Source organism: Kitasatospora sp. NPDC093806 (genome assembly GCF_040683335.1).
Taxonomy (GTDB): Bacteria; Actinomycetota; Actinomycetes; order Streptomycetales; family Streptomycetaceae; genus Kitasatospora.
On sequence record NZ_JBFBDO010000154.1, the window covers coordinates 1 to 13,413 of the forward strand.

Here is a 13,413-nt window from a genome sequence, read left to right on the forward strand (position 1 = left end):
GGCGGACGTCCGCTGGTTCGGCTCGCCGCTGGCGGCGGCCGAGGCGGCGCTGGAGCTGCGGGCGGCCGGCGCGGTGACGGTGCGCGAGGAGGTCCGCACCGGGCCGTGGGAGACCGTCCGCCGCCAGGCCGTCGAGCGGACCGGCCCGGCGGGCTGGGCGCCGCTCTGGGCCCTGACCGGCGGCGAACTCGGCCCGGTGACCATCGCGTTGGCCGACCGCGTCCGCACCGCCGTGCTCGACCGGCTCGCCCCCGAGCCGGACGTCGAGGAGGACGAGGACGACGTGGTCGAGGCGGCACGGGAGCGCCGGACCGCCGCCCGGCTCGCGCTGCTCGACGCGGTCCGGGGCCAGCACGACGCCCCCTGGTTCGCCGCCTTCGAGGCGGCCGGCGTCCTGGCGCCCGCCCCGGCCGAGGCACCCCCGGCCGAGGCACCCCCGGCCGACGCCGAGCCGGCCGGTGCCAGCGCCGCCATCGGGATCGCCGCGCTCGCCGAGGTGGCGCGCGGAGCCGGCTGGTGGTGGCCCTACGAGGACGTGGTGCTGATCAGCGAGCGGCCGGTGGCCCTGCACCGCGACGAGGCGGGCCGGCTGGACCGCGCCGACGGCCCGGCCCTCGAGTACGCCGACGGCTTCGCCCTGCACGCCTGGCGGGGCATGCCGGTCCCGGCCGAGTTCCTGGCCGGGCTCGGCACCGTCACCGCCGAGCGGATCCGCACCGAGGAGAACGCCGAGCTGCGCCGCGTCCTGCTGGAGCACTACGGCTACGAGCGCTACCTGGCGGACTCCGGCGCCGAGCCGGTGCACCGGGACGAGACCGGCGTGCTCTGGCGGATCCAACTGCCGGACGACGAGCCGGTGGTGATGGTCGAGGTGGTCAACTCGACCGCCGAGCCCGACGGCACCTTCCGCACGTACTGGCTCCGGGTGCCGCCGAGCACCTGCACCGCCCGGGCCGGGGTGGCCTGGAGCTTCGGCATAGCCGAGGCGGAGTACCACCCGCAGCGCGAGACCTGAGCGGGCGGTACTCCGCCGAGCACCATCGTCCGGGGCCGGGCGGCGGGACAGGGCGGCCGGGCCGGGCGCGCGGGCCTACGGCTACCGGAACGCGGCGGCGTTCCGGCGGGCCCACTCGGCGAAGCCGGTGGCCGGGCGGCCCAGCAGCCGCTCGGCGTCCGGGCTGACCTGCCGTTCGGCGGCGGTCGGCGTGCCCAGGATGTCGAGGGTGCCGTCGACCACCGCCTCGGGCATGACCGACAGCAGGTGGCCGCGGGCGGCCTCGCGGCTCAGCTCGACGAAGGCGACCGGTTCGCCGAGTGCGGCCCCGAGCGCGGCGGCCTGCTCGCGCGGCGACACCGGCTCCGGCCCGGTCAGCACGTACGTTCGGCCGTCGTGCGGGCCGGACGCTCCCGGCCGGCCGCCGTTCCGCAGGACGGTGGCCGCCACCTCGGCGAGGTCGGCCGGGTCCACGGTCGGCAGGGCGACGTCGCCGAACGGCGCGGCGACCGTGCGCCGGGTCCGGACCGGCTCCGCCCAGCCGAAGGCGTTGGTGTGGAAGCCGCTCGGCCGGAGGATCGTCCAGTCGAGCCCGGAGTGCCGGACGGCCTCCTCGAACGCGCGCAGCCGGGCGTGCGAGAGGGCGTCCGGCCGCGTCCCGGTCGCCTGCGAGGAGAGCAGCACCACCCGGCGGACCCCGCCGGCCTTGGCGACGTCGAGCAGCGCGCCCGGCGCCTCGCCACCACCGTCCAGCAGCATTTCACCGGAGAGGAGGAGGAACAGCGCGTCGGCACCGTCCAGCGCGGGCCGCAGTGACCCGGCCTCGGCGAGGTCGGCCCGGTGATGTCGCACCCCCTCCGGGAGGCCGGCGTCCACTGGGCGGCGGGACACCGCCGTCACCCGCTCGCCCGCCGCCGCCAGCGCGCCCACCAGCGGCCGGCCGATGGTGCCCGTCGCACCCGTCACCACGATCATGTCCTGCTCCTCGTTCCTTGACAAAAGAATCACCGAAACGGCCAAAAGGCCGTCGATGAAAGGGAGTTGACGCCGCCCGGGGCGTTCTCCCCGGGCTCGCGGAACGACGTTAACAGCCTGCGTACAGTAGGTACCTAGAGGAAAGTGACCCGACGTCGCAGGCAATCGAGGGGGACGCGTGAGCGGCATGGACTGGTCGGCGGACGGATCGACGGACCCGGCGCGGGCGTGCCCGATCGGCCCGGTGGTCGACCTGGTCTTCAGTCGCTGGACCACCCCGATCCTCTGGACGCTCAACCAGCACGGCCGGCAGCGCTACGTCGAGCTGCAACGGAGGGTCGCCGCCATCACGCCCAAGGTGCTCACCCAGCGACTGCGGCAGCTGGAGCGAGACGGCCTGATCAAGCGCGAGTACCACGCTGAGGTACCACCGCGCGTCGAGTACGAGATCACCGACCTGGGCCGCAGCCTCGCCCCGCTGTTCGCCGGCCTGGCCGAGTGGTCCGCCGCCAACCTGGACCGCGTCGAGGAAGCCCGCCGCTCCTACGACGACACCCCCGCGCGCTGAGCCCCCGGCGCCGCCGCTCGGCTCTGCAGCCGCCCGGTAAATCGCTCGCCCCGACGGGTGGTTCGGCGAGATCCTCCGCGCATGGAGTTCTTCGTCTACCACCGCGACCGGCCGGGTTCCGCCGGACTGCGGGGCGAGTTGCTGGAAGACCACTGGTCCTACATGGACGGATACGCCCGGGAGTTGATCGCCCGGGGGCCGACCCTCTCCGGCGACGAGGTCGACATCCCCACCGGGAGCGTGCACATCGTCGACCTGCCCGATCCCGCCGCGGCCCGCGCGTTCGCCTTCGACGAGCCCTGCTACCAGGCCGGCGCCTACCGGGACGTGCTGGTGCGGCGCTGGCGCAACCTGCTGGGCCGCACCATGTGGGAGTTCCCCGGCGGTCGGACCGGCGGCAACCGCTACCTGGTGCTCGGCCTCGGCGCCGGCGAGCCCGCCGACCGCACACCGCCACCCGGGCGGGAGGAGGAACTGATCGCCTACGGCCCGCTGCTCTCAGACGACGGCGAGGCCTGGCTGGGCACGGCGGCACTGGTCCGGGCGCCGGACCGGCGGGCGGCCCGCGCCGTCCTGACCGTGGACCGGTACGCCGACGTCGAGGTCCACGACTGGCAGTTCGGCGGCCGACGGTCCTGAGCGGCGGCGGGGCGCCCGGACACCTGCGGCGCCCGCGCACACGGCACCGCCCGCGCCGGGACGGGCGCGGGCGGTGCGGATTCGAAGGGGAGGGTGGGTCAGTGGACGTCGATGCCGTCGAAGGAGCCGATGATCGCGTCACCCCCGACGTTGGTGATGTCGTCGCCGGCGAGCTGGTTGCCCGTCCCGATGACGGTGATGGTCGTGGTGGTGACCGTCACCGTGTCATCGGCGAAGGCCTGGGTGGGCAGGGAAACGGCGCCGACGGCGGCCAGCAGGACGGCGAAGGTACGGACGGTGCGGTACATGGGTTAAATCCCTTCGTGAACCAACAGTGCTTCGAACCCTAGGGACCAGCCCCATGCCATCCGACGGAATGTCACCCGAATGGGGTGACCTGCGTGTCGCCCCGGCCCGCTCCGTCGTTGACCACGTCCGCTGCGCCGCCTTCATTCCTCCGACCGCGTCCACATCACCCTGACCCGGTCGATGGCAATGTCGAACCCGAGCAGCGGCTCCGTGCCGCCGCCCTCGGGGAACAGCGGCACCGACTTGCCCAACCGCCGCCCGATCGCGGCCAGGAACCCGCACAGGACGTCCAGCTGCTGCTGCCCCTGGAGCTCCCTGAGGTCGACGTCGAAGTCGACCTGCTCCTCCCCGAGGAACCGGAAGATCGCACACACCTCGGGATCCGGCCACACCCTCAGGTTCGGACACTCGGCATCGGCCGGACGGGCCAGCACGGCCTCGGCCCGGGGCAGCGGCAGCACCGTGTCACCCTCGGCGTACTCGAAGGCCCAGCCCCGCTCCTCGACCAGGTCGAGCACCGCCTGCCAGTCAGCCGCCGTCGTACCCTCGACGAACCCGTCGGGGAGGCAGCCCCCATCGGCCGGATCGAGCAGCCAAGCGACCCGGTCGTCCCACAACAGATCAACCATCCCGCCATCGTGCCCGCCGGCGCCCCCTACGCCGACCGAATTTCCCCGAGACCCCACGGTCGGGCCCGTCCAGCACCCAGTGCGCGGGCAGCATGTTCGGCTTGAGCACGGCCGGCCGACCGGTCTCCACGACGAGCGTCGCTCCGGGACGGGCCGCGTCCTCCACCATGTAGCCCAAGGTGATGCCGTCGTGGTCGCAGCAGGGTCCGGGGAAGGTGAGTACGGGTACTCAGGCGGCCGGTGGCGGGTGCGACCAGACTGGCCGACAGGACAGCGCCACCCGTCACGAGGACCAGGTCACGCCATGCTGAGCCGTACCGCCGCCCTGCTCGTTCCCGCCTTCGGGCGCCTGCACGTCACCGCCGACGCGGCCGACATCACACCCGCTCCGGGCAGCATCGTCGCGGCCAACCACACCTCCCTCGCCGACCCCGCCGTGGTGCTCGCCGCCCTGCACCGGCTCGGCGCCCGGCCCGTCGTGCTCGCGACGGCCGGCCTCTGGCGGATCCCGGCACTCGGTCCGCTGCTGCGCCGGGAGGGGCACATCGCCGTCCACCGGGGCGCCGCCCGGGCGGCGGACTCGCTCGACGCGGCGGCCGAGGCCTTGGCGGCGGGACGCGTGGTGCTGATCTACGGCGAGGGCGGGCTGCCGCGTCGGCGCGACTCCGGGGAAAGGCCGCCGGGCCCGTTCCGCAGCGGCCTCGCCCGGCTCGCGCAGGCCACCGGCGCACCGGTGGTCCCGCTCGGCCAGGCGGGCGCCCGCCGGCTCTCCTCGGGCGGCACGCTCAAGCAGCTCGCCGGGTTGGCCACCGCCCCGGTCCGCCGCCCTGCCCTGCACGTCCACCTCGGTACGCCGCTCCGCCTGGACGGCGACGCGGCCGACGCGACGGCCCGGGCCCACCGCGCCGTCGCGGACGCCTGGTCGGTCGCCGCCCGCCGCGCCGCCGCCTGAACGGCCACCGACCGCAACCCGGCGGCCCGGGCGGGGCGTCCCCGGAAGCGGGGAGCGGCGCGAACGGGGGGATGCGAGGTGACCGAGGCACTGCTGGCGGTCCTCATCCCGGCCGGTCTGCTCGCCGCAACGGCGGCGGGCTACTGGCTCTGGGCGAGGCACGGCACGGACACACCGGTCGAGCACCACAGCACCATGCCGACCGAGTACCAGCCCCCTGACGGGTAGGCGCATGGCCAGAGCCCAGCCGCGCCGACGGGAAGCCTCCCGTGCCGGCCGGTGAGGAACGTGGCCGCCCGGCTGAGCGCGGTGCGGGCGGACTCGACGGCTGACGGCTCCGGGCCCGACGGGGCGCTTGGTCGCCGTCCGGGCTTCGCCGCTTGGCAGCTGTCGTGCGTTCAGGTGGCCTGGGCGCGCGCCACCCGTCGGTGTGGATCATGCGTCGTGCGTGTGGACGGGGAGGCGGTTGACTCCGCCGATCAGGGATCCGCCGGGGAAGGGGAGTGCGGTGGCGGGCTCCGCGAGACGCAGGCGCGGTGCACGGTCAGCCAGGGCACCGAGCGCGGACCGTAGTTCCAGCAGCGCCAGGTCGGCGCCGATGCAGCGGTGGGGGCCGTGTCCGAAGGCGAGGTGGGGGCCCGGCGGGCGGGTGATGTCGAAGGTTTCGGGTCGGGCGAAGACGGCGGGGTCGCGTCCGGCGTGCGGGTGGGACGGGACGACCGCTTCCCCGGCCCTGATCGTGGTCGCCCCGACGGTCACGTCCGCCACGGCCAGCCGGGGCAGTGCGACGTCGGCGATGGTGTCGAAGCGCAGGATCTCCTCGATGGCCGGTCGAAGCAGGGCCCGGTCGGTGCGGAGGGCCTGCCACTGGTCCGGGTGGTTGAGCAGGGCCAGGACGCCGTTGGTGAGGGTGGCGGCCGTGGTGGCGTGTCCCGCCACGAACAGGTTGACGGCGGTGGCGATGAGTTCCGGACGGCTCAGGTCGCCGGCGGTGTGGGCATCCCGGAGCCGGTGGAGCAGCCCGCCCGGCACCAGGGCGTCGGCGGCCTGCGGGGAGAAGAACAGTCGGTCGTAGTGGGCGCGCAGCGCCTCGTGGCCGGCCCGTGCCTGCTCCGGCGGCAGGGAGGTCAGCGACAGCTTGTGCCGCGCCCACTCGACCAGCGGGGCACGGTGCGCGGAGCTCACCCCGAGGACGTCGCACACGACGGCCTCGGCCAGCGGGAGGGCGAACGCGCCGTGCAGGTCGACCGGTTCGGGGCCCGCTCCGGCTGCCAGGAGCACGTCCAGCAGCCGGTGCACATGGGCTTCCACCGCGGCGGCTGAGCGGTCGACGCTGTCGCGGCGGAACGCGGGGGCACAGAGCCGGCGGACCCGGGTGTGGTCCGGGGGATCGAGGCCGAGCAGGCTGGGCTCGTCGCGGTCGGCCAGCGTCCACCGGGGGCCGCCGGGGGTGGTGAACATGGCCCGGCGGCTGAACCGGCGGTCGGTGAGGACGCGGACGACGTCGGCGTGGCGGACCGCGAGGTGGGCCGGATCGCCACTGGGCAGGGTGACGCGGGCCAGGCCCGGCATGCGCAGGAGCTCGGTGTGCGGCAGGGGCGACAGGCAGTGGGCGCGGTCGAACGGATAGGGGAGTCGGCCGGGGTGCGGGGCGGGCGTCGTCATGACGTGGCCTCCAGGCCGTGGGGTGCGACTTGTGGGCCGGCGGGCGGCAGGCCGCAGGCCGCGCGGGGATGGACGTGATCGGGGCGTGGGTTGCGCGCGAGGTGGTCGTGCCAGCGCCGGCGCAGGGTGCCGTCGGCGGTCAGCCCCAGCCAGTCCAGCACGCGCCGGGCGGTGCCGTCGGGGTCGGCCACCATGTCCGTGAAGCGGACCGTCAGACAGCGGTCGGCGACCGATGGGTCGGTGGTGAAGGTGTACATCCTCGACAGTCCGGCGTGCGTGGCGGCGGTCATGTCCCGGCCGATCTCCACGGGGTCCACGGCGTCGCTGCGTTTGCGGCGGGCCGCGAACACGAGGCCGCAGACGGAGCCGATCGCCTCTTCGAGGTCACGTTCGAGGACGATGAACCTCGCGCCCGGGTGAACGCGGTCCAGAGCGGGCAGGTGCCACAGATGGGAGGGGCTCTTCAGCAGGAGCCGGGCCCCGGCCGGGGCCGGACGCCGGGCGAGGATGTGGGCGAGCTGGGCCCGGTGCAGCGTGTAAGCGGCCGTCAGATCCTGCCCGGCGAGCCAGGACGCGTAGCCGGGGACCCGATAACTGAGCAGGCCGAGGACGCTGTTGCGGAAGTCCGTGTTCACGAGGTGCTCGCACTCCTCCGGTTCGTTCGCCCCGGTGGGGTGGACGCGGGCCAGGTCGGGCGCGGTCCTGGTCAGATCGGCCACGTGCCGTTCGGCGTCCGCGACCAGGTCCGCCGCTCCGGCTCCCGGCGGCGTGACCGGCGCCAGCAGCTCCCACAGGCGGGGTGCCCGCAGCGCCGGATGATGGGCGAGGAGCCTGTGCAGCAGGGTGCTGCCGGTCCGGGGCAGGCCGATCAGGACGACGGGGGGCTCCTGCACCATCGGCGGTACGGGCAGGGCGTGCAGCCACAGCCGGGTGCGGAGCGCGCGGAGCAGGGTGTCCCGAGCCTCGGCCCGGCCGGCCGGGCTGAGCCGGGCCTCGGTTTCCAGGGCCGAGACGAGCAGGTCCAAGGCCGGTCCGTGGCCGGGCGCGCCGAAGTCCGCCAGGCCGGTGAGGCGGACCGCCTCGGCCCGCAGCCCGTCGGCGTCGAGACGCTCGACGTGTGCGACCCCGTCGCGGTCCCTGCCCCCGTCGCGGTCCCCACCGCCGTCCCGGTTTCCGGAGGGTCCGCGGCGCGGCGGCTGCCCCCCGTTCACAGCGCGGCGCCCGGCCGCTCCGGGGCACCGGCCCGAGCGGTCCACAGCTCGGCGACCCTGTCGACCACGGCGCGGAGTCCGTCGGGCTGCGCGCGCGGGTTGATGACACAGAGCCGGAAGACCCGGCGGCCGGCCACGGTCACGCCGGCGACCATGGCGCGCCCCTCCGACCGCAGGTCGCGGCAGACCTCGTCCACCGTCCGGTCGGCGGCCTCCGGGCACGGGAAGGGCCCGGCGGCGGGCGGCAAGCCACGAAAGGTGACGACGGCCAGCGAGGGACCGGTCACCACCTCCAGGTCGGGCCGGGAGTCGATGTACGCGGCGATGTCGTCGGCCATCGCCTGGCCTCGCTCCACGGCGGCGCGGAAGGCGTCCGCGCCGAACACCTTCAGCGACAGCCACAGGCGCAGCGCCCGGAACTCCCGCGTCTGCTCCACTCCCCACTGGAGGTAGTCCACCTCGCCCTCGTCGTGACCGGTGGCGCCCGTCTCCAGGTACCCGGGGAGCCCGACGCCGAACGCACGCGTCAGGCGGGCGGGGTCACGCAGCAGCACACAGCCCGTCCCGGCGGGCTGGAACAGCCATTTGTGCGGATCGACGCTCACCGAATCCGCCGCGTCCAGACCCGCCAGCAGGCCGCGTCCGCGCTCGGTCAGCGCCGCAGGGGCACCGAACGCGCCGTCCACGTGCAGCCACAGGCCCTCGCCGCGGCAGAAGGCGGCCAGTTCGGGCAGCGGGTCGACGTCACCGGTGGCCGTGGTGCCCGCGTTGGCCACCACGAGGAAGGGGCGCAGACCGTTGGCGCGGTCCGCGGCCACCTGTCGGGCGAGGCCGGGCAACGGGATCCGGCGGTGCGCGTCCCCGGGCAGCACCCGGATACGGTCCTCGCCGATACCCAGGATGTGCAGGGCCCGGGGGACGGAGAAATGGGTCTGGTCGGAGAAGTAGGCGGTGGCGCCGCGGGCTTCGGTCCCGACGAGCGCGTCGCGCGCCGCCGTCAGGGCGGTCAGGTTGGCGGCGGAGCCACCCGACACGAACAACCCGGACGTACCGGGGGCCAGACCCAGCAACTCGACCAGCCACCGGACGGTGGCTGACTCGATCGCGCTGGAGACCCTCCCGGTGAAACGCCATCCGGTCGGGACCGCGAACCCGGTGGCCAGAACCGATCCCAGTACCCCGGTGACGGTCCCCGGAGTGGGCACGAACGCGAGGAAGTCCGGATGGTCCGGGTGCGCGTTGCCCTCGCGCAACAGCCGCCCCACCTCGTCCACCAGCTTGAGCGGATCGCCTGCGGGGGCGCCGGGCAGGGGCTCGGAACGCAGCCGGTCCGCGTCGACGGCCGAGCCCGGCGAGGCCGTCGGAAGGCCGTGGCGCTCGGGCCCGGCCGCGAGGTGCTCTGAGACGAGCTCCCAGACCCGGTGCCCCAGGGCGGCCACCGACTCCACCGGCAACGTCAGGGAGGCGTCCACCGGACCGACCCCCGCTGGCGCTCCACCTGCGCCGTGCTCGCTGATGGTGTTCACAGAGTCACACTGTGGTGCTTCGGCGGAGACGTGACAAGTACGCGTTCCGGATCGCCGCGCTGTCGATACGAGGGGAGTCGAGCGAGGCGGAACCATCACGGCCATTGCTGCGGCGCGCTCCTTGCCCGCCGTCCGTGTTGAGGTGACAGCTCCCCGGCGGGTAGGTCAGCCTGAGCGTCATGACGACGACTGCCAGGGACGCCGGGGGTTTCGCCGCAACCGACCTCGCCCGCCTCCTCGACCGCGCCTGCGCCGCCGCCGACCTCGACCCGGCCCGCGCCCGGCTCCTCCGCGGCCACACCAACGCGGTCTTCGCCGTCGACGAGGTCGTGGTCAAGATCGCCCGCAGCGGTACCCGGTTGGCAAGCGTGCAGCGCACGGTCGACCTGGCCGGCTGGCTCGGCGCCCAGGGATTTCCGACCGTGCCCCTGCACCCCGTCCGGCAGCCCGTCGACCTCGACGGCCACTATGCGACGTACTGGACGTACCTCCCGCAGCCCGCCCACCCCGTGGCAGCCGAACGACTCGCCGATCCGCTACGGCTGCTCCACCGCCTCACCGACCCGCCGTCGAGGCTGCCCGCGGTGGACACCGTCGCAGCGATCCGACGCTCCCTAACTGCCACCACCGCGCTCGCGCCCGCCGAACTCCATTTCCTGACCAACCGTCTGGACGAGCTCGAACGCGAACTCGCCGGCGTTGTCTATGTGCTGGCGCCCTCGGTCATCCAGGGCGACCCCCAGCACCGCAACGCCCTTCACGCCGGGCACGGCAGTGCCGTCCTCTGCGACTGGGACACCGCCGCTTTCGGTCAGCCGGAGCTCGACCTCGTCACCGTGGAGATCCACTGCCGCCGGTTCGGCTACGGAGAGGCCCACTACCAGGCATTCGCCGACCGCTACGGCTACGACATCAGGACCTGGGACGGCTACCCCACGCTGGCGGCCCTGCGCGAGCTGCGCATGATCACCACGAACGCCAAACGCGCCGCCCCGGGGAGCCCCACCCTCCGGGAGGTACGTCGCCGCGTCAGCGGGCTGGCCTCGGGCCACACACAGACACGCTGGAACATCCTTTGACGGCCTGTTACCACCGTTGCTTCAAGACTGGCGGCAGGAGGCGGGAAGAGGTCGCGGTTCGGCGGGCGAAAACCGACGGCAGCGAGGCGGTGGTTGTCGTTAGGTTGGGAGGTCACCGGTGTTGAGTGCCGTCGTGGGCGGGAGCATCGTGTGCGTGGTTCGGCTCGGCTGCCGTCGGATGCTTCGGAGGATGCTCAGATGCCTATCGCGGACGTTCGGAGCACGCGGGCGGCTCTGCTGAGGCGGTTGCTTCCGGACGACGAGCCGGGTGGTCTTGTCGTGCGGCAGGGGCAGTTCCACACCGTGGTCATGGGGGCGGACCGGGTCGTGTGCCTGGCCCGGACTCGGGCGGCGGCCGCGCGGTTGCCGCAGCGGGCCGTTGTGTTGCGTGCGGTCGGCGGGCTCGGCCTGGGGGTTCGGACGCCCGAGCCGTTGGTGGAGGGCGAGGGGTACCTCGTGCTGAGGCGGGTGCCCGGGGAGCCGTTGGAGCCGGGGGTGCTCGATGATGCCGAGGTGGCCGGTGTGGTGGCGGCGGAGTATGCCGCCCTGCTGGCCGGTCTGGCCCGGGCCGGCGGCGAGGAGGCGGCGCGGGCGGTACTGCCCGTCGCGCCGGTGGGGCAGTGGCGGCGGTTCGCGGGCGGTGTGCGCGCGGAACTCTTCGGCCTGATGTCCGACAGCGGGCGGCGCAGGGCCGAGCGGGAACTCGCCGGGGCCGAGGCGCTTCCGCACCTCACCGGGGCGGTGGTGCACGGTGACCTCGGGAGCGAGAACGTCCTGTGGGAGTGGACCGACGGCAGGCCGCGTCTCAGCGGGGTGCTCGACTGGGACGGGGTCGCGCTCGGCGACCCGGCGGAGGACCTCGCGGCCGTCGCCGCCGGCCACGGCCCCGAGATTCTGGAGCGGGTGCGCGCGGTGGACCGGTGGACGGACCCCGGGCTCACCGGCCGCATCGCCGCCATCCGCGGCACGTTCGCCCTGCAACAAGCCCTCGCCGCCGTCCGCGACGGCGACGACGAGGAACTGGCGGACGGGCTCGCCGGCTACCGCTGAGGCGGGTGGCAGTCCTGGGAAGGCGAGCACGGGTACCCAAGTGGCGGGTGGCGGGCGTGGCTTGGGGAAGCGGCCGGTTCGGTGGGTCCCAGGTGCCGAGGCAACGCCGGAGGCACGTCGCATGGCCGGGCCGAGGGAGCGCTGAGCCGACGGAGCGCTGCGGCGGTGGGGCCGTGCCTCCGGGTGTGCCTCGGTACGTGGCGAATAATGAAGAGACCTTTCTAAAATCCGGAGGACCTGAAGCCGCACGGCCCCGTACGGCCCTGCACGGCCCCGACGAGATCCAGAGACAGCCCGAGACCCGCATCCATGGCGCACCCCCTCACCCGCCTGCGTACCGCCCAGGGGCTCTCCCACGCCGACTACGCCCGCCTCGTCGCCCGCACCCATGCCGAGCTGGGGTTGGGGCAGATGGCGGCCCGCAGGGAGAAGGTGTCCCGCTGGGAGTCCGGACGGACGGTCCCGGAGCACACCGCACAGCTGGCGATGGCCCGGATCCACGGCGTCCCGGCCGATGAGGTGCGGCGGCTCGGCTGGCCCCACTGGCTGCACCTGGTCCTGAGTGACGCCGTGCTCCTCGACCAGGCCTACACGGACCGGGGCGCCGAACTCGCCCTGCACGGCACGCTCCACCTGCGGAAGGGGCCGAGCACCCCGGCCCTCCTGCTGCGGGGGGCCGCCCTCGCCGCGCAGACCCGTTCGGCCCTCGCGCTGATCACGGCACCCGACCGGCGTCCCGATGCCGAGGGCCGATCCCCGTCCGCGGAGCAGTTGCAGTGGTGCGAGGCTCGGATCGCGGCCCTCGAACGGCACGAGGCCGGTACGGCTGTCCCGGCCGCCACGCTCTACCGGGCGGCCCGCGCAGAACACCGCCTGGTCGTCCGGCTGCTCGGGGTCGGCGGAGCGGACGCCCCGACCTCCCGTCGGCTCTTCGCCCTCGCCGCGCGGACCGCGCTGCTCTGCACCTGGTTGAGCAGCGCCCTCGGCGAGGAGGCCCGGGCCGAACGGTACAACCTCGCCGCCGTCCGGGCGGCCGCCGCCGCGGCGGAGCCCGCGCTCGCCACGGCGGCCTTCACCCAGCTCGCCCTGCGCCACGTCATCGCCGGAGATCCGGCCGACGCCCTGGCCCTCGTCCGGGCGGCCGGTGACGCCGGCTCCGGGCCGCTGCCGGCCACTGCCGTCCCGGTGCGGCTGGTGGAGGCGCTCGCCTTCGCACGGCAGGGGTGCGCCACCGATGCCGCCCGGGCATTGGACCGCGCGGCCGTGACCGCCGCTCCCGGCCCGCACCCGCACCCGCACCCGCACCCGGCCCCGGCCCCGGACGATCCCTCCGGCACCGCGGCCCTGGCCCGCGCCGTCACGGTGGCCCGCGCCCAGGCCGCGCTGTTCCTCGGGGCCCCGCGCGAGGCGCGGTCGTACTTCGAGACGCTCACGGACTCGCTGCTGGCACCCCGGGCCATCGACCCGTCACCCCATACCGGCGTCTGGCTGTTGTACGCCACCGACGTGCACCTGGAGCTGGGTGAGGTCGACCTCGCCGCCCGCGCCGTCCACCGAGCCGTCAACGCCATCGGGCTGCTGCCGTCGGGGCTCGCCCGCCAGTACCGTCAGCGGCTCGCCCACCACGCGCGGGAGCCGGCCGTCCGGCGCGCGCTGGTGCACCTGACAGATCTCCCCAAGACGTCGGGGACCTCCTGCAACAGTGGCTGTCCGGGCGTCCACTAAGGCCTGTCTGACAAATGATCACCTGGCTGGTTCGCGGAGCCAGAGGATCAGTGAGGCCAGGACGACTCCAGCGCGGTAGCGGTCCGCGAGC

General features: G+C 74.6%; 14 protein-coding genes. 8 read left to right on the top strand and 6 right to left on the bottom strand.

What is annotated here, in order from left to right; all coding sequences use genetic code 11:
* Positions 1-1,015: DUF6745 domain-containing protein (locus AB0N76_RS36940; protein WP_363565013.1), on the top strand; the 1,015-nt coding region annotated here is incomplete at its 5' end.
* A gap of 81 nt (positions 1,016-1,096) precedes the next feature.
* Here the strand turns inward: AB0N76_RS36940 and AB0N76_RS36945 are convergent.
* Positions 1,097-1,969 (bottom strand): NAD(P)H-binding protein, encoded by an 873-nt coding sequence (locus AB0N76_RS36945; protein WP_363565015.1) that lies wholly within the window; start codon positions 1,967-1,969, stop codon positions 1,097-1,099.
* Positions 1,970-2,156: 187 nt separating this feature from the next.
* Here AB0N76_RS36945 and AB0N76_RS36950 point away from each other — a divergent pair, with 187 nt between their 5' ends.
* A complete protein-coding gene (locus AB0N76_RS36950) occupies positions 2,157-2,537 on the top strand; it encodes a helix-turn-helix domain-containing protein (RefSeq protein ID WP_363565039.1) in 381 nt (126 codons plus the stop codon).
* Between the two features lie 81 nt (positions 2,538-2,618).
* A complete protein-coding gene (locus AB0N76_RS36955; RefSeq protein ID WP_363565017.1) occupies positions 2,619-3,176 on the top strand; it encodes a YciI family protein in 558 nt (185 codons plus the stop codon).
* A 98-nt stretch (positions 3,177-3,274) separates the two neighbouring features.
* On the opposite strand, the gene AB0N76_RS36960 is transcribed toward AB0N76_RS36955, so the two are convergent.
* The gene (locus tag AB0N76_RS36960; protein ID WP_363565019.1) at positions 3,275-3,484 is read right to left on the bottom strand and encodes a hypothetical protein; all 210 of its coding nucleotides are present in this window, start codon (positions 3,482-3,484) and stop codon (positions 3,275-3,277) included.
* Between the two features lie 141 nt (positions 3,485-3,625).
* The gene (locus tag AB0N76_RS36965) at positions 3,626-4,114 is read right to left on the bottom strand and encodes a hypothetical protein (RefSeq protein ID WP_363565021.1); all 489 of its coding nucleotides are present in this window, start codon (positions 4,112-4,114) and stop codon (positions 3,626-3,628) included.
* A 304-nt stretch (positions 4,115-4,418) separates the two neighbouring features.
* Here AB0N76_RS36965 and AB0N76_RS36970 point away from each other — a divergent pair, with 304 nt between their 5' ends.
* Positions 4,419-5,066, top strand: a complete 648-nt coding sequence (locus AB0N76_RS36970) for a lysophospholipid acyltransferase family protein (protein ID WP_363565023.1) — start codon at positions 4,419-4,421, stop codon at positions 5,064-5,066.
* 78 nt (positions 5,067-5,144) lie between these two features.
* Positions 5,145-5,294, top strand: coding sequence for a hypothetical protein (locus AB0N76_RS36975; protein WP_363565025.1), 150 nt, complete (start codon positions 5,145-5,147; stop codon positions 5,292-5,294).
* 207 nt (positions 5,295-5,501) lie between these two features.
* Here AB0N76_RS36975 and AB0N76_RS36980 read toward each other — a convergent pair whose 3' ends face one another.
* The 3 genes from AB0N76_RS36980 to AB0N76_RS36990 are packed head-to-tail and all read right to left on the bottom strand — an operon-like array spanning position 5,502 to position 9,414.
* Complete coding sequence (locus AB0N76_RS36980) at positions 5,502-6,731, bottom strand: cytochrome P450 (RefSeq protein ID WP_363565027.1); 1,230 nt, start codon at positions 6,729-6,731, stop codon at positions 5,502-5,504.
* Positions 6,728-7,942, bottom strand: coding sequence for a sulfotransferase (locus tag AB0N76_RS36985; RefSeq protein WP_363565029.1), 1,215 nt, complete (start codon positions 7,940-7,942; stop codon positions 6,728-6,730). The genes AB0N76_RS36980 and AB0N76_RS36985 overlap by 4 nt, the downstream gene beginning before the upstream one ends.
* On the bottom strand, positions 7,939-9,414 hold the full coding sequence (locus tag AB0N76_RS36990) for a pyridoxal-dependent decarboxylase (RefSeq protein ID WP_363565031.1): 1,476 nt from the start codon (positions 9,412-9,414) through the stop codon (positions 7,939-7,941). The genes AB0N76_RS36985 and AB0N76_RS36990 overlap by 4 nt, the downstream gene beginning before the upstream one ends.
* 233 nt (positions 9,415-9,647) lie before the next feature.
* Between AB0N76_RS36990 and AB0N76_RS36995 the strand changes: the two genes are divergently transcribed.
* From AB0N76_RS36995 to AB0N76_RS37005, 3 genes are all read left to right on the top strand, one after another.
* Positions 9,648-10,547: a phosphotransferase gene (locus AB0N76_RS36995; protein ID WP_363565033.1), complete on the top strand. Its 900-nt coding sequence runs from the start codon at positions 9,648-9,650 to the stop codon at positions 10,545-10,547.
* A 198-nt stretch (positions 10,548-10,745) separates the two neighbouring features.
* Entirely contained in the window at positions 10,746-11,597 is an 852-nt protein-coding gene (locus AB0N76_RS37000; protein ID WP_363565035.1) for a phosphotransferase, read from the top strand.
* Between the two features lie 309 nt (positions 11,598-11,906).
* Complete coding sequence (locus AB0N76_RS37005; protein WP_363565037.1) at positions 11,907-13,322, top strand: hypothetical protein; 1,416 nt, start codon at positions 11,907-11,909, stop codon at positions 13,320-13,322.
* The last annotated feature ends 91 nt before the right edge of the window (positions 13,323-13,413 follow it).

Bases quoted from the DNA above. Each gene is read 5' to 3' on its own strand.
- AB0N76_RS36970 (WP_363565023.1), top strand. From the start codon at position 4,419: ATGCTGAGCCGTACCGCCGCCCTGCTCGTTCCCGCCTTCGGGCGCCTG.
- AB0N76_RS36980 (WP_363565027.1), bottom strand. From the start codon at position 6,731: ATGACGACGCCCGCCCCGCACCCCGGCCGACTCCCCTATCCGTTCGAC.
- AB0N76_RS36965 (WP_363565021.1), bottom strand. From the start codon at position 4,114: ATGGTTGATCTGTTGTGGGACGACCGGGTCGCTTGGCTGCTCGATCCG.
- AB0N76_RS36945 (WP_363565015.1), bottom strand. From the start codon at position 1,969: ATGATCGTGGTGACGGGTGCGACGGGCACCATCGGCCGGCCGCTGGTG.
- AB0N76_RS37005 (WP_363565037.1), top strand. From the start codon at position 11,907: ATGGCGCACCCCCTCACCCGCCTGCGTACCGCCCAGGGGCTCTCCCAC.
- AB0N76_RS36950 (WP_363565039.1), top strand. From the start codon at position 2,157: ATGGACTGGTCGGCGGACGGATCGACGGACCCGGCGCGGGCGTGCCCG.
- AB0N76_RS36955 (WP_363565017.1), top strand. From the start codon at position 2,619: ATGGAGTTCTTCGTCTACCACCGCGACCGGCCGGGTTCCGCCGGACTG.
- AB0N76_RS37000 (WP_363565035.1), top strand. From the start codon at position 10,746: ATGCCTATCGCGGACGTTCGGAGCACGCGGGCGGCTCTGCTGAGGCGG.
- AB0N76_RS36995 (WP_363565033.1), top strand. From the start codon at position 9,648: ATGACGACGACTGCCAGGGACGCCGGGGGTTTCGCCGCAACCGACCTC.
- AB0N76_RS36960 (WP_363565019.1), bottom strand. From the start codon at position 3,484: ATGTACCGCACCGTCCGTACCTTCGCCGTCCTGCTGGCCGCCGTCGGC.